Annotated in this window: 16 protein-coding genes and 1 pseudogene; 10 read left to right on the forward strand and 7 right to left on the reverse strand. The window is 61.5% G+C overall.

Going from position 1 to position 17,646, the window contains the following annotated elements:
• Window positions 1–4 precede the first annotated feature (4 nt).
• The 8 genes and pseudogenes from ACQ1W9_RS00180 to ACQ1W9_RS00215 form a co-directional block, all read left to right on the forward strand.
• On the forward strand, window positions 5–847 hold the full coding sequence (locus ACQ1W9_RS00180; protein ID WP_431024773.1) for an energy transducer TonB family protein: 843 nt from the start codon (window positions 5–7) through the stop codon (window positions 845–847).
• A 14-nt stretch (window positions 848–861) separates the two neighbouring features.
• Window positions 862–1,419 carry a YqgE/AlgH family protein gene (locus ACQ1W9_RS00185; protein ID WP_431024774.1) on the forward strand — a complete coding sequence of 186 codons (558 nt, stop codon included), beginning with the start codon at window positions 862–864 and terminating at the stop codon, window positions 1,417–1,419.
• A complete protein-coding gene (gene ruvX / locus ACQ1W9_RS00190) occupies window positions 1,419–1,877 on the forward strand; it encodes a Holliday junction resolvase RuvX (protein WP_431024775.1) in 459 nt (152 codons plus the stop codon). Before ACQ1W9_RS00185 ends, ruvX begins: the two co-directional genes overlap by 1 nt.
• 11 nt (window positions 1,878–1,888) lie before the next feature.
• Entirely contained in the window at window positions 1,889–2,398 is a 510-nt protein-coding gene (gene pyrR, locus ACQ1W9_RS00195; protein WP_431024776.1) for a bifunctional pyr operon transcriptional regulator/uracil phosphoribosyltransferase PyrR, read from the forward strand.
• A 16-nt stretch (window positions 2,399–2,414) separates the two neighbouring features.
• Window positions 2,415–3,431: an aspartate carbamoyltransferase catalytic subunit gene (locus tag ACQ1W9_RS00200; protein ID WP_431024777.1), complete on the forward strand. Its 1,017-nt coding sequence runs from the start codon at window positions 2,415–2,417 to the stop codon at window positions 3,429–3,431.
• 76 nt (window positions 3,432–3,507) lie between these two features.
• Window positions 3,508–4,785, forward strand: a complete 1,278-nt coding sequence (locus ACQ1W9_RS00205; RefSeq protein WP_431024778.1) for a dihydroorotase — start codon at window positions 3,508–3,510, stop codon at window positions 4,783–4,785.
• Window positions 4,786–4,997: 212 nt separating this feature from the next.
• On the forward strand, window positions 4,998–5,690 hold the full coding sequence (locus ACQ1W9_RS00210; RefSeq protein WP_431026387.1) for an MCP four helix bundle domain-containing protein: 693 nt from the start codon (window positions 4,998–5,000) through the stop codon (window positions 5,688–5,690).
• A pseudogene (locus ACQ1W9_RS00215) lies at window positions 5,600–6,676 on the forward strand (methyl-accepting chemotaxis protein); the annotation flags it as partial. The gene ACQ1W9_RS00210 and the pseudogene ACQ1W9_RS00215, both read left to right, overlap by 91 nt.
• 147 nt (window positions 6,677–6,823) lie before the next feature.
• On the opposite strand, the gene ACQ1W9_RS00220 reads toward ACQ1W9_RS00215, so the two are convergent.
• The 3 genes from ACQ1W9_RS00220 to ACQ1W9_RS00230 all read right to left on the reverse strand — a co-directional run bounded on the left by ACQ1W9_RS00220 (window position 6,824) and on the right by ACQ1W9_RS00230 (window position 10,652).
• Window positions 6,824–8,224 carry an OprD family outer membrane porin gene (locus ACQ1W9_RS00220; RefSeq protein ID WP_431024779.1) on the reverse strand — a complete coding sequence of 467 codons (1,401 nt, stop codon included), beginning with the start codon at window positions 8,222–8,224 and terminating at the stop codon, window positions 6,824–6,826.
• A 138-nt stretch (window positions 8,225–8,362) separates the two neighbouring features.
• Window positions 8,363–9,199, reverse strand: a complete 837-nt coding sequence (gene kynA, locus ACQ1W9_RS00225; RefSeq protein WP_431024780.1) for a tryptophan 2,3-dioxygenase — start codon at window positions 9,197–9,199, stop codon at window positions 8,363–8,365.
• 43 nt (window positions 9,200–9,242) lie between these two features.
• A complete protein-coding gene (locus ACQ1W9_RS00230) occupies window positions 9,243–10,652 on the reverse strand; it encodes a M20 family metallopeptidase (RefSeq protein WP_431024781.1) in 1,410 nt (469 codons plus the stop codon).
• Window positions 10,653–10,795: 143 nt separating this feature from the next.
• Between ACQ1W9_RS00230 and ACQ1W9_RS00235 the strand changes: the two genes are divergently transcribed.
• Window positions 10,796–11,704 (forward strand): LysR family transcriptional regulator, encoded by a 909-nt coding sequence (locus tag ACQ1W9_RS00235; protein WP_431024782.1) that lies wholly within the window; start codon window positions 10,796–10,798, stop codon window positions 11,702–11,704.
• 90 nt (window positions 11,705–11,794) lie between these two features.
• On the opposite strand, the gene ACQ1W9_RS00240 is transcribed toward ACQ1W9_RS00235, so the two are convergent.
• The 4 genes from ACQ1W9_RS00240 to ACQ1W9_RS00255 form a co-directional block, all read right to left on the reverse strand.
• On the reverse strand, window positions 11,795–13,165 hold the full coding sequence (locus tag ACQ1W9_RS00240; protein ID WP_431024783.1) for a YfcC family protein: 1,371 nt from the start codon (window positions 13,163–13,165) through the stop codon (window positions 11,795–11,797).
• Window positions 13,166–13,664: 499 nt separating this feature from the next.
• Window positions 13,665–15,197, reverse strand: coding sequence for a malonate--CoA ligase (locus ACQ1W9_RS00245; RefSeq protein ID WP_431024784.1), 1,533 nt, complete (start codon window positions 15,195–15,197; stop codon window positions 13,665–13,667).
• A 28-nt stretch (window positions 15,198–15,225) separates the two neighbouring features.
• Window positions 15,226–16,575, reverse strand: coding sequence for a malonyl-CoA decarboxylase (locus ACQ1W9_RS00250; RefSeq protein ID WP_431024785.1), 1,350 nt, complete (start codon window positions 16,573–16,575; stop codon window positions 15,226–15,228).
• A 28-nt stretch (window positions 16,576–16,603) separates the two neighbouring features.
• Window positions 16,604–16,762 (reverse strand): hypothetical protein, encoded by a 159-nt coding sequence (locus tag ACQ1W9_RS00255; RefSeq protein WP_431024786.1) that lies wholly within the window; start codon window positions 16,760–16,762, stop codon window positions 16,604–16,606.
• Window positions 16,763–16,880: 118 nt separating this feature from the next.
• On the opposite strand from ACQ1W9_RS00255, the gene ACQ1W9_RS00260 reads away from it, so the two are divergent.
• Window positions 16,881–17,552 (forward strand): GntR family transcriptional regulator, encoded by a 672-nt coding sequence (locus tag ACQ1W9_RS00260; RefSeq protein ID WP_431024787.1) that lies wholly within the window; start codon window positions 16,881–16,883, stop codon window positions 17,550–17,552.
• Window positions 17,553–17,646 lie beyond the last annotated feature (94 nt).

A 17,646-nucleotide genomic window follows, 5' to 3' on the forward strand; every position in this document is an offset into this window, starting at 1 on the left:
ACGCATGGCGCAGTCCATCAACGACGCCCTCGTCTATGCCCCGGTCACCTACCCCTATCGGCGCTGGGTGGCCTGGGCCCTGGCGATCCTGCTGCACCTGGCGCTGATCGGCGCCGTGGCCAGCTGGCGCCTGGCGCCGCCGTCCCAGGAATCCCCGCCCCGCCCCAGCCTCGACGTGGTGCTGGTGGGGCTGCCCGGCGAGGCGCCGGAACAGGCCGAGGCCATCGCCGCGACGGCCCAGCAGGCTCGGGGTCGCGATGCCGAGCCCTCGGCCCGGGCCCGGGCCCGGGCCGAGGCCGCCGCGGCCAGCGCCAGCGCCGGTGGGGCCGAGAGTGCCACCCCCGCCGCCGAGACGCTGAGCGGCGCGGCCCCGCAAACGGCTCCCGCCCCGGCCCTGGCCGATCCCCTGCCCCCGGGCAGTGTCGCGGCGACCCGCGAGGCGGCCAGTGGCGAGCGCGGCCGGGAGGCCCGGGACGTCGGTCCCGAGGCGAGCCTCGCCGGGGAGGAGGACGAGCTCGGCCAGCTGGCCGCCCGAGAGGCCGTCGAGGCGCGCTATATCGCCGCCTGGACCCGCCAGGTGGAGGCCTTCGGCAATCGTCACTACCCCCTGTCGCCGACCCTGGAGGGGCAACTGCGGATTCGCGTGGTGGTGGGCCGCGAGGGTCAGCTGCGCCGGATAGAGGTGGTACAATCCTCGGGACACCCCGAGCTCGACCAGGCCGCCCTGACCACGGTGCGCGACGCCGGCCCCTACCCGCCCTTCGACGGCGAGATGGCCGGCCTCGATAGCCTCTCCATCACGCGCGTCTGGCGCTTCGGGAAAGGCAACGACTTCGGCGTGCCCTGACGCCCGGGAGACCCATGCAAAGCTTGAAGAATCATTTCCTGCTGGCCATGCCGCAGCTCGAGGATCCCAACTTCGCCGGCAGCCTCAGCTACCTGTGCGATTACGACGACAACGGCACCATGGGGGTGATCGTCAACCGTCCCATGGAGATCACCCTGGACGCCCTCTTCGATCAGCTCGAGCTGGGTGGCGACGCCCCCCACCACGCCGATGCCCCGGTCTACTTCGGCGGCCCGGTGCACAAGGATCGCGGCTTTATCCTGCATCGCGGCAGCAGCGCCGACTGGGACTCCAGCATCCAGGTCACCGAGGGCATCGCCCTGACCACCTCCCTGGACGTGCTCCAGGCCCTGGCCGAGGGGCGCGGCCCCAGCCAGTTTCTGGTCTGCCTGGGCTGCGCCGGCTGGGAGGCGGGCCAGCTGGAGAGCGAGCTCAAGGAGAACAGCTGGCTCACCGTGGAGGGCAACGCCGATATCCTCTTCTCGGTGCCCCCCGAGCAGCGCCTGCAGGCCGCCGCCGGGGCCCTGGGCGTCGACCTGACCCTGATGAGCCGCGAGGCGGGGCACTCCTGATGGCCGCGGCGGGCGAGCGGCTGATCCTGGCCTTCGACTTCGGCACCCGGCGCATCGGCGTGGCGGTGGGCAACGAGCTGATCCACAGCGCCCGGGAGCTGGAGCCGCTGCCGGCCCAGGACGGCATCCCCGACTGGGCCCAGGTGACGCGCCTGGTGGACGAGTGGCGCCCCGACCTCTTCGTGGTCGGGCTGCCGATCAACATGGACGGCAGCGAGTCGGAGATGAGTACCCGCGCCCGCAAGTTCGGCAAGCGCCTCTATGGCCGCTACGGCAAGCCCTGCGAGCTGGTCGACGAGCGCGGCTCCACCCGCGAGGCCAAGGCCATCGCCCGGGAGCAGGGCCACCGCGGCAACTACCGGGAAGAGGGCATCGACGGCCTGGCCGCGGTGCTGATCCTCGAGGGCTGGTTCGCCGGCCGCGAGGGCCTGCCCGGCGGCCGCCACAGCCATACTTAAAGGACTTCACGATGACACTCCCCGAGATACCCGCCCTGCTCGACAGCCTCGAGGCGCGCCTGGAGCTCTGCCTCGATCGCCTGGCAGTGGAGCGCGACCGGCTGGCCCTGGTGGGCATCCACACCGGCGGCGTCTGGGTCGCCGAGCAGCTGCATGGGCGCCTGGGCCTGCCCACCCCCCTGGGCACCCTGGATATCGGCTTCTGGCGCGACGACTTCGATCACCAGGGCCTGCCGGAGGGCATCCGCGCCAGCGAGCTGCCCTTCGCGGTGGAAGGCCGCGATATCCTGCTGGTGGACGACGTCATCATGTCCGGGCGCACCATCCGCGCCGCCCTCAACGAGCTCTTCGACTATGGCCGGCCGCGCCGCGTGCTGCTGGCCAGCCTGCTCTCCCTGCCGGGCCGCGAGCTGCCCATCCAGCCCGACGCCTGCGGCGCCGAGCTGAGCCTGGCCCCGGGCCAGCGGGTCAAGCTCCAGGGCCCCGATCCCCTTACCCTGTCGCTGGTCGAGCGACGCTGATCTTCCAGGAGGCTCCGTGATCGACCCCGCATCCCGCCCGGGCACACCGGCCCAGGTCCAGCTCGGCGACGATGGCCGGCTGCGCCACTTCATCGATATCGAGGGCCTGCCCAAGGCACTGCTCACCGAGATCCTCGACACCGCCGACAGCTTCCGCGGCGTCCAGGAGGCCCAGGTCAAGAAGGTGCCGCTGCTGCGCGGCAAGACGGTGGCCAACCTCTTCTTCGAGAACTCCACCCGCACCCGGGCCACCTTCGAGCTGGCCGCCAAGCGCCTCTCGGCGGACGTGCTCAACCTGGATATCAAGACCTCCTCCACCGCCAAGGGCGAGACCCTGCTGGACACCCTGCAGAACCTCGAGGCGATGCAGGCGGACGCCTTCGTGGTGCGCCACTCCGACTCCGGCGCCGCCCATTTCATCGCCAGCCAGGTGACCCCCAGGGTGGCCATCATCAACGCCGGCGACGGGCGCCACGCCCATCCCACCCAGGCGATGCTCGATATGCTGACCATCCGCCGTCACAAGGGGGATTTTTCCCGACTGCGGGTGGCCATCGTCGGCGATATCCTCCACTCCCGGGTGGCGCGTTCGCAGATCCTCGCCCTCAACACCCTGGGCGCCGCCGAGGTGCGGGTGGTGGCGCCGCGCACCCTGCTGCCGGTGGACGTCGAGGCCCTGGGCTGCCGGGTCTTCACCCGCCTGAGCGAGGGCCTGGCCGGCGTCGACGTGGTGATCGCCCTGCGTCTGCAGAAGGAGCGTATGGACGGCGCCCTGCTGCCCTCCGAAAGCGAATTCTACCGCCACTACGGCCTGACCCGAGACAGCCTGGCCTGGGCCCACCCCGAGGCCATCGTCATGCACCCGGGGCCCATCAACCGCGGCGTGGAGATCGAGTCCGCGGTGGCCGACGGCCCCCGCTCGGTGATCCTCGACCAGGTCACCAACGGCATCGCCGTGCGCATGGCGGTGCTGTCGATGGCGGTCAGCGGACAGACTCGCGAGAGGGAACAGCGGCGGCAGGAGACACAGTGATGAGAGCTATGAAATGGCACCAGGACGTCGTCATGGGTGGATGGGCCGGGGCGCAGCGGCGGCAGGAGACCCAGGTATGAAATTGACACTCAAGGGCGCCCGGGTGATCGACCCGGCGGGCGGTATCGACCGCGTCACCGACCTGCACCTGGCCGCCGGGCGCATCGTCGGCCTGGATGCGCACCCCGACTTCCATGCCGAGAAGGTGCTGGAGCTCTCCGGCAAGTGGCTGCTGCCGGGCCTGGTGGATATCGGCGCCCAGCTGCGCGAGCCCGGCCCCCGCTACAAGGGCAGCCTGGAGAGCGAGTCCGCCGCCGCCCTGGCCGGCGGCTACAGCCGGGTGGCGGTGCGTCCCGACACCAGCCCGGTGCTGGACAGCGCCTCCCAGGTGCGCACCCTGCACGACCGTGCCCAGGAGGTGAACGGCGTGCGGGTGGTGCCCCTGGGCGCCCTGACCCAGGGCCTGGAGGGGCGGCTGCTGGCCAATATGGCCGGCCTCCAGGGCGCCGGCTGCGTAGCCCTGACCAACCTGCGCCGGCCCCTGGCTGATGCCCGGGTGCTGCGCCGCTGCCTGGAGTACGCCGCCACCCACGATATCCCGGTGCACTTCCAGGCCCAGGAAGCGGCCCTGGCCGCCGGCGGCTGCGCCCACGAGGGCGCCCTGGCCTCGCGGCTCGGCCTGCCCGGAATCCCCGAGAGCGCCGAGACCACGGCCCTGGCCCAGTGGTTGCTGCTGATCGAGCAGACCGGGGTGCGCGCCCATCTGGCGCATCTCTCCACCGCCCGGGGCCTGGAGATGGTCAGCGAGGCCAAGGCCCGCGGCCTGCCGGTGACCTGCGACGTGACCATGGCCCAGCTGCACTGGACCGACGCCACCCTGGCCGGCTTCGATGCCAACTTCCACCTGGAGCCGCCGCTGCGCAGCGAGGCGGATCGCCAGGCCCTGCGCCGCGGCGTGGCCGATGGCCGCATCGACGCCATCGTCAGCGGCCACCTGCCCCACGAGCAGGCCGCCAAGCTGGCGCCCTTCGCCGCCTCCGAGCCCGGCATGAGCAGCCTGGAGACGGTCTGGGCCCTGGGCCAGGCGCTGGTGGACGAAGGCGTGCTCGACCCCCTGACCCTGGCGGCGCGGCTCTCCCTGGGCCCGGCCCGGGTGCTCGGCCAGGGCGGCGGCGGCCTGGCCGCCGGCGAGGCCGCCGACCTGGCGGTCTTCGACCCCGAGGCCGAGTGGACGCCGAGCGGCGCGACCCTGCGCTCGGCGGGCCTCAACACCCCGCTACTGGGCCGGCCCCTCAAGGGGCGCGCCATCCTCACCCTGGTGGAGGGCGACATCCGCCATAGCGGTTTCCTGTGACCGGTATGGCACCATAAGAACCCACACGAGGGGAGGCCATCATGGCCTCCCCTCGCGGTTTCTGCACCGCGCAATAAAAAAGTGGTCGCTTAACAAGCGTTGTCTTAAATTTGCAAGTCGCCATTCGTCGTAGGCGAAACAGGGTCGTGCCGGTGAAGATCGGCCGAGTCGGTAAAACACACATGGAGAAGGTGTGTTCGATGATCAAGACAATGAAGGTTTCTCAGCAGTTGACACTCCTCGTCGGGGGCTTAGCGGTAGCCCTGGTCGGGATCGGCATCTTCGGCCTCCAGGGGAAGAGAACCACCCTGGAGAGCCTCCATACCGTCTATGAGGATCGCGCGGTGCCGCTGCGCCAGCTTTCGGCCATTGCCGATGAGTATGCGAGCAATATCATCGATACCTCCCATAAGGTCAGCAACGGCAATATCGGCTGGGCCGAGGCCAGGAACAAGGTGGCCGAGGCACGGGAAACCATTCGGCTGACCTTGGAGGCCTACCTGGGCACCGCGATGGACGAGGCAGAGGAGCATATCCTCGCCGAGCTACGCCCCCAGTTACGGGAAGCCGATGCCGCCGTGGATCGCCTGCAGGCCATCCTGCGGCGGGAGGATGGCGCGGCCCTGGAGGCCTTTAACGCCGACGAACTCTACCAGCGCATCGATCCGGCCTATGAGGTCTTCGGACGCCTGATGCAGGTGCAACTGGACATGATCGAAGCCGAGCACCTCAACGGCACTCAGGAATATGCCCAGATGCGGCTGGCCTTTATCGCCACCCTGGCCGTCATACTGCTGCTCGGCATCCTGCTGGCCTGTATATCATCGCCGGCATCGGTCGCAGCCTGGGCGCCGAGCCGAGGCGTGTCGCCGAGATCGCCAATCGGGTCGCCGACCACGACCTGAATATCCGCATCGAGACCCGGCCCAATGACGATACCAGCGTGCTGTTCGCCATGAAGCGCATGGTGGAGCGGCTCTCCGGCGTGATCAGCGGGGTACGCGAGAGCAGCGGCTCGATCCATGTCGGCTCCCGGGAGATCGCCGGCGGCAATGCGGACCTCGCCTCGCGTACCGAGGAGCAGGCCGCCGCCCTGGAGCAGACCGCCGCGAGCATGGAGGAACTGACCGCCACGGTGAAGCAGAACGCCGACAATGCCTGCCAGGCCAGCGGCCTGGCCCGGGAGGCCTCGAACACTGCCGAGCGTGGTGGCGAGGTGATGGGGCGGGTGGTCGATACCATGCACGGCATCGCCGACAGTTCCCAGCGGGTGGCGGATATCACCGGGTTGATCGACTCCATCGCCTTCCAGACCAATATCCTGGCGCTGAATGCCTCGGTGGAGGCGGCCCGGGCCGGCGAGCAGGGCCGCGGCTTCGCGGTGGTGGCCGGCGAGGTGCGCAACCTGGCCAGCCGCAGTGCCGACGCCGCCCGGGAAATCAAGGCGCTGATCGAGGGCTCGGTGGCCCAGGTGCAGGAGGGCTCCATCCTGGTGGAGCAGGCCGGCGCCACCATGCAGGAAGTGGTGCTCTCGGTGAATCGTGTCACCGATATCGTGGACGAGATCTCCGTCGCCTCTCAGGAGCAGAGCACCGGCATCGAGCAGGTCACCCTGGCGGTGGGGCAGATGGATCAGGTGACCCAGCAGAACGCCGCCCTGGTGGAGGAAGCCTCGGCGGCGGCCGCCTCCCTGGAGACGCAGGCCAATCGCCTGGAGCAGGCGGTGGCGGTCTTCAAGCTGGCCGGTGGGGCGACGACGGGCGGGTTCCCCGCCTGGCTGGGCAATGCCACCGCGGCCCTGCCCGCCGCTGAGGAGGCGGGGGAGGCCGCGGCCCCGCGGCGCCCCTCGCGGTCGCAGAGTGGGGGCGAAGCCGAGTGGGAGGCGTTCTAGGGGAAGCGTGGGACCCAATGAACACGGCCGGGCATTAAGCCCGGCCGTGTCGTTAGCGGCCGATGCAGGTGCTCCGTCGCATCGCCTGGCCGGCCCACTCTTCGGACCCGAGGGTGCGGGGCGTAGGGGCAGCAGAGTGAGGCGAACCTAGAAGTCGTAGCGGTAGGTCAGATAGAGGCGGTTGGCCTCGTGGGTGATCAGGCCGGCGGGACCGAAGGTGGGGGCCTTGCCGTTGATGGCGGCGGGCTCGCCGTCGGTGTCGTGGTTGACGTATAGCCAGGCCAGGCTCAGGCCGTCCAGGGCGCCGTCGAAGCGGTATTGCAACCGACTCCGCCATTCCCTGCGGGAGAAGTCGCTGAAGCCGGTGGCCTCATCGGAGAAAGCATAAGCACCGTCCCAGCGCAGCCCGGGCAGGCCCAGGTCGGCGAAGCCGAGGCCGGCGGAGACCTTCCACATCGCCTCGCCCTCCAGGCCGAAGCGGTAGAAATTATTGCCGCTACTCTCCCAGTAGCCGTGATCGTCGGCAAACAGCAGGCGGTCGTAGTTGTCCCCCCAGACCCGGGTATGGTCCACTCCCACGTAGCTGTCGTGGTGACTCAGGCGTAGGCCGAACTCGTTGTAGCGGGCGTTATGGCCACTGGCGGCAGGGTAACGGCCGGGGATGGCTTGTGTATCGAAACGCTCCCCTGCATCTTCCTGGCGACCGTGGGCTATTCGGGTCTGCAGAGTTAGGTCGTCGCCCAGTTGGGCCTGGTGGCTCAGGCGAACCAGGCCCTGGCGAATATAGTCGTCGCTCTCCAGGTACTCGGCCTCCAGGCGCAGGTCGGCGGGGAGGCTATAGTCCAGGCCGGCCAGGTGGACGGCGTCAATCTCCTGTCCCTGAAAATTGCTTAGTTTATCTCCCCAGTTTCCATCTTCACGACGGCTAAATCGCTCGATACGCGAGAAGTAAATCTCAAGGTCCCCAACTTCATAAAACAGATCATAGCCTAGGGAAGCGGCGGGCAGGATGCGTGTCGGGTTGTCGGCGTAGAGGCGATAGTGGCGAGTTTTCTTGCCGGCGCCCAAGCGCAGCCGGTGCCCGTCGTCGCCAAATTGGGCGCGAAGGTAGGCGCGGGTCACTTCGGCGAAGCCGTGAGGATCCTGCACAGAGCTGCCAGCCCTTAGGTTGGTAATATTGTCGGCGCTGTCGCCTACCATGAGAGCGTCTGCGGCACCTAAGCCCAGCTCGAAACCGAAGGTGTCATGGATATCGCCGGAATCCATCTCCAACAGTAGGGCATGAACCCACTCTTCCCGAGTAGGTCCAGCGCCGTCTTGAGGGTTTTCGTCCCAATAGTAATTGCGATATTGAAGGATTGCATTGGCATCGTCTGGCCACGTGGTGGCTTGAACGGTGGTCGACAATGTGGAAGCCAGGAAAATAGGGATGTAATAAGATATGCGAAATTTCATTGGTTTTCTCATTGTTTTCGGTTGGTTTGTCTCGTTGAATACGCGAAGAACGTCATGCCGTTCATAACGGCATGAGGAATATTTCTTGGCCATGCTGAAGTGGTCGGGAATCGTTGCTCTGGAAAGCGATCCCTGTGTTTCTTATACTGTAGAGCTCAGGATTGTTGAGAGTTGTCTTGGATTCTTCTATAAGCTCATCTTTATGTTCATAGTCATTTTGTTTATCGGGATTTATATATGGGTTCTGACGCTCCATAATTCAGGGAAGAACTGAAGATCAAGAGCCTTGACAAGGTAGTTAACCCCGGATGTTCCACCGGTTCCGTGCCGGTATCCGATAATTCTTTCAACAGTTTTCATATGATTGAAGCGCCACCGATGAAAGTTGAATTCAATGTCTACCAGTTTTTCTCCAAGCTCATATAATTCCCAGTATTTTTCAGGGTTGTTGTAGATAATCGACCAGGCCTTTTCGACTTCCTGGCTTGGGGTGTGCTGGACACTCCACTCTCTTTTCAGGTGGTCTTCAGGGATGTCGAATCCCCGGCGATCTAAAAGCTGCAGTGTTATGTCGTAGATGCTAGGTGAATCGAGGACTTCCTTGAGGTGATTGTAGTGATGCTCTTTCGAACGGTGTGCTTCAATAAGTTGAGGGTTTTTGTTGCCAAGCAAGAACTCAAGCTCACGATACTGATAGGATTGAAATCCAGAGCTCTGCCCAAGGCTATCACGAAATGATGCATAGTCTGATGGAGTCATGGTGACCAAGACCTCCCACGCTTTTATTAGCTGCTCCTGTATTCTGGATGCTCTTGTTAGCATCTTGAAAGCCTGTCTTAGGTTGTCTTTCTCTATATTTTTTGCCGCACCATAAGCTTCGTGAAGGCAAAGTTTTATCCAAAGCTCAGATACTTGGTGTATGATGATGAATAGCAACTCGTCATGCTCATCAGAAGCCGGATTTTGACAGGCGAGAAGATGGTCAAGATCAAGATACTGGCCGTAGCTGATATCTTGATCCCAATGAATTCCATCATGTGAAAGTTGATCTTTGTTTTTTTCTGACATGAGTGTTCCCATTTTTTCAGGTTTCTATATTGCCTTGGTTTTCTTACTTGAAAGATTCTGGGCTGTGCTCTCCTAAATCCCAAAGCACCCCCGCTGTGATTCGTAACCCCTGCTCGACAATGCTTTCAATAAGGTGCTCATCTGGAGCGTGCTGGTTGCAAGATGGATAGGAGTGAGGAAGCCATACTGTCGGCAATCCAAGGACGTCCGAGAAGCAATGATTAGGAATGGTTCCACCCAAGTTTGGTAGTATGGATAGTTCCTTTCCGATACTCTGTTTTGCGGATTTCGAGACAAACCTAGCCCAAGGGTGGTCCGGGGATAGGCGCGTAGCATCGTAGCCCCCCTTGTACTGAATATGGATATCATGAAATCCATGGCTATCCAAGTGGGCCCGTAGTTCTTTCTGGATGACCTTCCAGTTGGTTCCTCTAACAAATCGAAGTTGACAGATGGCTTCGGCGCTGCCTGGTATTGCTCCAATAGGCTTGTCTGTCCTTCCCGAACTGATCCCGACCACTTCGAAGGTGTTTTTCCCATAGAGACGCTCACCATAGCTCAACCCGCTTTCTCCCCAGTTTGGGTTGATTTCCGGGTCGCCTTTTTCTCCTCCAACTGGTAAGGATTTTATAATATCAGATACTTCTTTAGGGATGTTTGGCGCCCTGAGGAAGTCGACCAGTATTTTTCCTTCGGAAGATACTAAAGTTGATATTGCATTGCAAATCACTATGGCTGGGTTGGTGATAACTCCACCCCAGTTACCCGAATGGCGTCCGCCATTTTCGGTGTCTAGGGTCAGCTTTAATTGTACCACTCCACGAGAACCTAAGAATATAGTGGGTATGTCATGCTTGATTCTTGGTCCGTCAGAGGCAAGAAAAACATCAGATATTAGTTCGTTTTTATATTTTCTGCAGGCTTCTTCCAGTCCTGGTGAGCCAATTTCCTCACTCATCTCGAAGAGGATTTTTATATTGTAACCCAGCCTGCCATGACGTGCTTCTAAGACAGCCTTCAAGGCAGAAAGGTTGATGCTGTGCTGCCCCTTGTTATCTGCTGTGCCGCGCCCATAAACTCGTCCATTTTTCAGCTTCATCTCCCAAGGGTCTGCGCCATCTGACCACTTGCCTTCCTGGCCTTCCGTAACATCGCCGTGGCCATATGTAAGAACAGTAAGTAGGCTCTCATCTTCGATGCGCTCACCAATTAAAAGGGGTGGAGAGCCAGGGGTCGGGTTTTCAATCAGGCGACAACAAAACCCCATGTCAACCAGTTCTGGGGCGATCTCTTCGGTTAAGTAGCTGTGTAAAGAGGCCTCGCAACCTGGATCCTGGCTGACCGTCTTGATCCTTACTCGACGCTCTAGGGTGCTGTAAAACTCTCCTGAGGCAATGCCCTGCAATGATAGCTGTATCGCCCTCTCTCGGCCTGAGGAACTTTTCATGTTCATGGTGTTAGCCTTTTTATGTCTCGTGAAATCATGATGTGTCTCAATGCTAGCGCTTGCTTTCCTTTTGGACAATAATTAATATGGCAAAAATGCTTTCTAATGTTTTGAAACCTTTGTGATTCTTATAGATTTTCTTTGAGGTGATGACAGTGAAAGAACTAAATCTACGTTATTTTCATAGTGTGGCCAAGACGGGATCCTTGTCATCGGCTGCCGAAGATTTACATGTTGCCGTGTCGGCCGTTAGTCGTCAGATAACGAATCTGGAGTCCAGGCTTGATGTGAAGCTTTTCCACAGGCGGCCCCGGGGGATGGAGCTTACAGAAGCTGGCGAACTGTTGTTGGCTTATGCGTTACGAAACCAGCTAGAAGTAAGCAATTTGATCGATGAGATTCAAGGTCTGACTAAGAAAAATAAGAAAAAAATTAAACTGGCATGCCCTGAGGGAATGGCATGGCACTTTTTGCCTAGTGCTATTGCCGGTTTTTCTTATGATAATCCAGGGGTGAGCTTTGACCTTCAGGTGGTCGACTCTTCTCAGGCTTCAGAGTTGGTTAAGGAAGGGAAAGTGGATATAGCCCTAACCTTTAGCCTTTCTGTCTCTGTGGGAGTAAAGGTAGTGTCGAGTCATAATGCTGCCATTTGGGCCCTTATGTCTAAAGATCACCCTTTGTCATGCATGGATACATTGAGTGTGAGTGAGTTGGCTGACTATCCGTTAGCTATGTCGCTGGGTGGGACGACAATGAGATACTTGTTTGATGCATCATGTAGTCTCTCAGGGCTTGATATATCGCCTCGTTTTTCATGTGATTCCTTGAGTGCCATTTACACCATGGTTAATGAGCTTCCTAATATGGTCGCATTGTGTGGAGCTATTGCCGTAATGGGGAAGTCAGAAAAAGATGGCCTTGTTTTGAGGCCAATGAGAGAGCCTCAGTTTTCTCAGCGCAGTCTCCAGATTCAGGTTATGTCAGATAGAAAGTTCCCAAGTGATATAGAAAGATTTCTCGGATTTCTATGTGAGAGATTGGATGCTAGTTGCATTTGATGACGGAGGTTATGGCTGGCGTGGAGGCTTAAACTCCTGGTTGGCTGGTCGACCAGGAGTTTAAGCTGATATTCCTATAGGGGGCGGTTGTTAGAATGGGCCATAATTTATGGCAACGGCGATTGCGACAAATGCACTTCCTGCTGCCATCCAGATAAATGACAGGGGGAGCACAAATTTAAACCAGTCCGCATAAGAAACTCTTGCAATCGCCAGGCAGGCCATCAAGGTTCCAGAAAGCGGTGTTATGATATTGGTAACAGCATCACCTAGTTTGAAAGTGATAAAGGTTGACTGCCTGGTGACCTCTAGCATGTCTCCAATGGGCACCATGATCGGCATGACGATAGCAGCCTGGCCTGTGCCAGAGGTGATCAGGCCGTTAAAGGTCAAGTTGAACGCATAAAGCATCTGCATGGCCATGATTTTCCCATGGCCCTCCAGCGAGGAGGCGACACTATGCACAATGGTGTCAATTAAACTTGCTTGCTTAAGAAGGACAATAACCGCCGCCGCGACACCAACCACAAGAGCTCCATAAATGACTTCATTTATTCCGGAAATAAAGCGTTTTATGAAATCATTTGGAGTGATTTTTTCAATTGCTGCAGTGATTATTCCGAGGATGATGAAAATTGCTGAAAGCTCGGTAATTCCCCATCCAAAGTTAAATCCACCGTAAAGGAATATGCCGATGGAAGTAGCAAAAGCAATGATGACCAGTTTGTGAGAGAATACAAATCCTGGAGAGGTGGCGCTTTCCTTAGGAGAGATTTTTTCGGGAAACTCTATCACTCCCATTGCGCTCTTCGAAGGATCGCTCTTTACTTTCTTTGCATAATTGCAGATATATACAATCGTAATAGCCAGGAACGTAAAGAAAATCACCCCTCGGTACATAAATCCTGAAAACAGTGGGAGCTCAGCAATTTCTTGTCCTGTCACGGTGACAACAGGATCAAATACACCGCCGCTGAATCCTGCATAGGCCCCCAGAAATATCATCGCCACACCAACGATGGGATCAAGGTTCAGTGATCTAGCAAGCAAGAGGCCAATGGGGATGAACGCAATGGCAAGGTTTGGGGCAATACCTACAGAGGATAGGACCGCGAAGGTTGCACAGAAAACGGAAATTACGATACTTTGCCTTCCATTCGAGGCTTGGATTAATCTGTTTATTCCCGAGTTGATGGCGCCCGTAGACTCAATGACTTTAAGGCTTCCACCAACCACTAGGATCAGGAAGATAATTCCTGAAGCACCAACAAGGCCTTTGTGAATTGCTGTGAATATATCAAGAATCCCAAGCGGCTCAGTTTCAATGTATCTAAAGCTATCGGCCGCCACCTGTGTTATTCCATCATTGACGGTCCTTTCATAGCTTCCCCCAGGGATGAAATATGAAGAAATCACCACCAGCACCATAAATCCAAACAAGATGATGTATACATCTGGCATGGGCAGTCTTTTTTTGTTCTTGCATGGTCTTTCCGAAGCGTTTTCGCTTGTGTTTGTTGGCATTATTGGTTCCTCTGTTTTATGATCAAGATGTCTTGGCGATTGTTTTTATGGTCAACTTTACGCCTCTGGGATTGTCTTGGGTCTCATTTTTAATCTAGCAATAGACATGTGATTGACACAATTGTGGATTTCTCAAGCGTGCGTTCTGATTTTTGCAAGCCGTAAGTTCGTGGTGTAAAGGTAAGAATTTCCCCCTGAAGTTGGGGTGTTAGTGTATCACTTTGAGCTGGGGTAGAGGTGGGAGGCTAAGTATCGACATGTTTTTGATGACCGAGTGAAGTGCCATATGCTGCTGCTAGCAGGGGCTGCATCATGAATCACCATGATAGATGTCCTTGATTTTTCGTTTCAATAGAGTTTGATGTGTGAGGTGTCGAACGTGCTGAAATAATTACGTTGGCCCATGAAATATGCATGGGCCACGTAACCCGGAGGCTTATCTGGTTGTTATCTTCTTGGGGCGATAGGCATCAGAGTAAGTATCACGTAGTTGCTTCTTCTGCACCTTGCCCATGACGTTGCGGGGCAGGGCGTCGACGAAGAGGACCCGTTTGGGCTGCTTGTAGCGGGCCAGTCGGTCGCCCAGGGCCGCCAGTATCGCGGTCTCGTCCAGGTCGGCCTCGGCCACCACCACGGCGGTGACTCCCTCGCCCAGGTCCGGGTGGGGCACGCCGATCACCGCCGACTCCACCACCCCGGGCAGCTCGTCGATCAGTTGCTCCACCTCCTTGGGGTAGACGTTGTAGCCGCCGGAGATCACCAGGTCCTTGTCGCGGCCGACGATCTGCAGGTAGCCGTGCTCGTCGATGCGCCCCAGATCGCCGGTGATAAAGAAGCCGTCGTCGCGGAACTCGGCGCGGGTCTTCTCCGGCATGCGCCAGTAGCCCTGGAAGACGTTGGGGCCGCGCAGCTCGACCATGCCGGTCTCGCCCTGGGGCAGCTCGGCGCCGCTGTCGCGATCGCTGATGCGCAGCTCCACCCCCGGCAGCGGCAGGCCCACGGTGCCGGGGCGGCGGGCGCCGTCGTAGGGGTTGGAGGTGTTCATATTGGTCTCGGTCATGCCGTAGCGCTCGAGGATGGCGTGGCCGGTGCGGGTCTCGAACTCCTGGTGGGTCTCCGCCAGCAGCGGCGCCGAGCCGGAGACGAAGAGCCGCATGTTAGACACGGCATCGCGGTCGAGGCGCGGCGACTGTAGTAGCCGGGTATAGAAGGTGGGCACCCCCATCAGCACCGTGGCCCGGGGCATCAGCTCGAGCAGTTGCTCCACGTCCAGCTTGGGCAGGAAGGTCATGGAGGCGCCCACGGTCAGGGTGATATTGCAGGCCACGAAGAGGCCGTGGGTGTGGAAGATCGGCAGGGCATGCAGCAGGTGATCGTCGGCGGTGTAGTGCCAGGCCTCGGCCAGGGCGCGGCTGTTGGAGGCCAGGTTGACGTGGCTGAGCATGGCGCCCTTGGAGCGCCCGGTGGTGCCGGAGGTGTAGAGGATCGCCGCCAGGTCGCGCTCGCCGATCTCGGCGATCTGCTCCCAGGGCTCGGCCCGGTCGGCCTTCTCCAGCAGGCTGCCGTCGCCCTCGCTGCCCAGGCTCTCGATCCGGGGAACGCCGCAGGTGGCGGCCAACTGGCGGGCCTCCGCCAGGGCCCTGGGGCGGCACACATAGAGGCGCGGCTCGGCATCGCCCAGGAAGTACTCGATCTCGGCGCCGGTATAGGCGGTATTCAGCGGCAGGTAGACGGCGCCTATCTGCAGGCAGGCCAGGTAGAGCAGGATCGCCTCCGGGCTCTTGTCGACCTGCACCGCGACCCGCTCGCCGGGGCTGACGCCCAGCTCGCGCAGGGCGCCGGCCAGGCGCCGGGATCGTGCCTGGGCCTCGCCATAGGTGTATCCCTGGCCCTCCGGGGAATCGATCAGGGTCTTCTCCGGCTGGCGCTGGAAGTGGGGCAGGAACTGCAGGTAGAGGTTGTGACTCATGGCGTTCTCTCTCGCGAAAAGCGGGGTATCAGGCGTTATGGGGTGCGCTCAGCAGCGGCCTGGCGCGACTCGCCAGGCGGCGCAGTTCACCGGGGCAGGCGACGCTGCCGTCGCGGCTGAAGGCCTCGTGGTTCTGCTCGATGCGCTCCAGCTCGTAGCGGTAGTTGACCATCAGGCCATGGGCCTGGCTGCGTCCCTTGGCGGAGGTGTCGCCGGGCCAGTTGAGGCGGTGCAGGCTGGCGCCGTTGCCCAGGTGGAAGCGCGCCACCGGGTCCAGCGGCAGGCCGCTGCGGTGCTTGGCTTCCAGGAAGTAGTGGGCGGCCAGGGCGCGCAGCTCCGGTTCCAGGGCCTGGCGGGCGGCCTCGTCCTGCGCCCAGGCGCCGTCCGCCAGGGCCGCCTCGGCGGCGGGGGAGAGGCGGCACTGGCCCGCCTCCCGCGCGCCATCCAGCCAGGCGGCGAAGCCGGGCACCGGCGACAGGGTGACGAACTGGGAGAGGTTGGGCAGCTCCCGCTTGAGTTCCTGGACCACCTGCTTGATGAGGAAGTTGCCGAAGGAGATGCCCTTCAGGCCGCGCTGGCAGTTGCTGATGCTGTAGAAGGCGGCGGTATCCGTCTCCTCGGCGGGCAGCTCCTCGCCATCCGCCAGGATGGCCTGGATATTCCCGGGGATGCCGCGGCACAGCGCCACCTCCACGAAGATCAGCGGCTCGTCGCCGGTGGCCGGGTGGAAGAAGGCGTAGCAGCGGCGATCCTCCGGGTCGAGGCGGCGGCGCAGGTCGCTCCAGTCGCGGATCTCGTGCACCGCCTCGTAGTGGATCAGCTTCTCGAGGATGGCCGCCGGGGTGTTCCAGTCGATGCTCTCCAGCATCAGGAAGCCGCGGTTGAACCAGGAGCCGAAGAGGTGGGCGAAGTCGGCGTCCAGCGGCGCCAGCTCCGGGGCCTCCCTGAGCAGGCCGAGCAGGTCGGCGCGCATCTTGACCAGCTCATAGGTGCCGCCGGGACAGAGGTTGAGGCGTCGCAGCAGGCGCTGGCGGCGCGGCTCGCAGGCGGCGAAGAGGCGCTGCAGGGTGGCGTTGCCCTGGTCTTCCCGGTAGGCGGCATAGGCGGCGTGGATCGCCTCGGGGTCGGCGGCATACTCCTCGGCCAGCAGGCCGAAGAAGGCACGCCGCTGCTCGGCGTCCAGGCCCGCATAGTGGCTCAGCGCCTGCTGGGCGACGAGGATGCGCGAGGCCTCGCCGCCGGGCTGCATCAGGGTCTCGCAGGCTAGGGTCAGGGCCGCCAGGTTCTGGGCCGGGGTCGCCGGCTCCTGGGTGCGGCGCCGGCCGCGGCTGACGATGCCGCTCAGCAGTTCCTGCAGGAAGTTTCGATTGGCGCTCATGTCTGCCTCCTCGTCGATGGCGCTTGGGTCATACCAGTAACAGTAGGCTGCCGGCGCAGAGTACGAAGACCGCCAGCATCAGGATCGCCGTATAGCCCAGCACCTGGCCGACCTTGAGGCCGGTGATACCGAGCAGCGGCACCATCATCAGGGGGCGGCGATGGGGTGGTGTCAGCCTGGTGATCATGGGGCTTATCCTCGTTGTCGTTATTGGTCGGGAAAGCTCTGTTAAATACACAGTGCCGAGTTGTTATATATAACAGATAGGGCCAAGATATAGATCTGTCAAGGAAGGAGTCGTGAATATGGCTACCGTTTCCCAGGCGCAACGCCTGCGCGCCCTGCTCGAGGACGCCATCGTCGAGGGACGCTTCGCCCCCGGGGCGCGCCTCGATCCCGAGGCCTTGGCCCGGGAGTATCAGTGCTCGCGGACGCCGATTCGCGAGGCCCTGCAGCAGCTGGCCATGTCGGGCATGGTGCGGGTGGTGCCCAAGCGGGGCACCTTCGTGACCCAGCTCAGCGTTACCGAGCTGGTGGAGCGCTTCGAAGTGATGGCGGAGCTGGAGGGGATGTGTGGCCGGCTGGCGGCGCGGCGCATCACCGAGGCGGAGCTGGCCGCCCTGCACGAGGCCCACGAGGCATGCCGGGCCCGGGTCGAGGCGGGGGACGCCAACGGCTACTACTACGAGAACGGCATCTTCCACCAGCGCATCTACGAGGCCAGCCATAACGGCTTCCTGACCCAGGAGGCGGCGCGGCTACACGCGGTGCTGCAGCCTTACCGGCGCATGCAGCTGCAGGTGCGCCACCGCCTGCAGGGCTCCTTCGCCGAGCACGAGGCGGTGGTGGCGGCCATCGCCGAGGGCGACGAGGCCCGGGCCGAGGCGCTGCTGCGCGACCATGTGGTGATCCAGGGCGAGCGTTTCAATGACCTGGTGGCCTCGGTGCAGAGCCTGCAGCAGGGCCAGCGGGCCTAGCGGCCTGGCCTGCCGCCAAGGGCCATCGCGCACTAAAGTGCGCTCCTACGGTGAGGTGGGGCTATTGCCGCTGGCATAGGGCGACCAGTCTCGC

Source organism: Halomonas sp. H5 (assembly GCF_050613175.1).
Taxonomy (GTDB): domain Bacteria; phylum Pseudomonadota; class Gammaproteobacteria; order Pseudomonadales; family Halomonadaceae; genus Bisbaumannia; species Bisbaumannia salifodinae.

Excerpts from the sequence above, each read along its gene's own strand:
- ACQ1W9_RS00180 (WP_431024773.1), top strand. The coding sequence starts at position 5 with ATGGCGCAGTCCATCAACGACGCCCTCGTCTATGCCCCGGTCACCTAC.
- ACQ1W9_RS00185 (WP_431024774.1), top strand. The coding sequence starts at position 862 with ATGCAAAGCTTGAAGAATCATTTCCTGCTGGCCATGCCGCAGCTCGAG.
- ruvX (WP_431024775.1), top strand. The coding sequence starts at position 1,419 with ATGGCCGCGGCGGGCGAGCGGCTGATCCTGGCCTTCGACTTCGGCACC.
- pyrR (WP_431024776.1), top strand. The coding sequence starts at position 1,889 with ATGACACTCCCCGAGATACCCGCCCTGCTCGACAGCCTCGAGGCGCGC.
- ACQ1W9_RS00205 (WP_431024778.1), top strand. The coding sequence starts at position 3,508 with ATGAAATTGACACTCAAGGGCGCCCGGGTGATCGACCCGGCGGGCGGT.
- ACQ1W9_RS00210 (WP_431026387.1), top strand. The coding sequence starts at position 4,998 with ATGAAGGTTTCTCAGCAGTTGACACTCCTCGTCGGGGGCTTAGCGGTA.
- ACQ1W9_RS00220 (WP_431024779.1), bottom strand. The coding sequence starts at position 8,224 with ATGGCCAAGAAATATTCCTCATGCCGTTATGAACGGCATGACGTTCTT.
- kynA (WP_431024780.1), bottom strand. The coding sequence starts at position 9,199 with ATGTCAGAAAAAAACAAAGATCAACTTTCACATGATGGAATTCATTGG.
- ACQ1W9_RS00230 (WP_431024781.1), bottom strand. The coding sequence starts at position 10,652 with ATGAACATGAAAAGTTCCTCAGGCCGAGAGAGGGCGATACAGCTATCA.
- ACQ1W9_RS00235 (WP_431024782.1), top strand. The coding sequence starts at position 10,796 with ATGACAGTGAAAGAACTAAATCTACGTTATTTTCATAGTGTGGCCAAG.
- ACQ1W9_RS00240 (WP_431024783.1), bottom strand. The coding sequence starts at position 13,165 with ATGCCAGATGTATACATCATCTTGTTTGGATTTATGGTGCTGGTGGTG.
- ACQ1W9_RS00245 (WP_431024784.1), bottom strand. The coding sequence starts at position 15,197 with ATGAGTCACAACCTCTACCTGCAGTTCCTGCCCCACTTCCAGCGCCAG.
- ACQ1W9_RS00250 (WP_431024785.1), bottom strand. The coding sequence starts at position 16,575 with ATGAGCGCCAATCGAAACTTCCTGCAGGAACTGCTGAGCGGCATCGTC.
- ACQ1W9_RS00255 (WP_431024786.1), bottom strand. The coding sequence starts at position 16,762 with ATGATCACCAGGCTGACACCACCCCATCGCCGCCCCCTGATGATGGTG.
- ACQ1W9_RS00260 (WP_431024787.1), top strand. The coding sequence starts at position 16,881 with ATGGCTACCGTTTCCCAGGCGCAACGCCTGCGCGCCCTGCTCGAGGAC.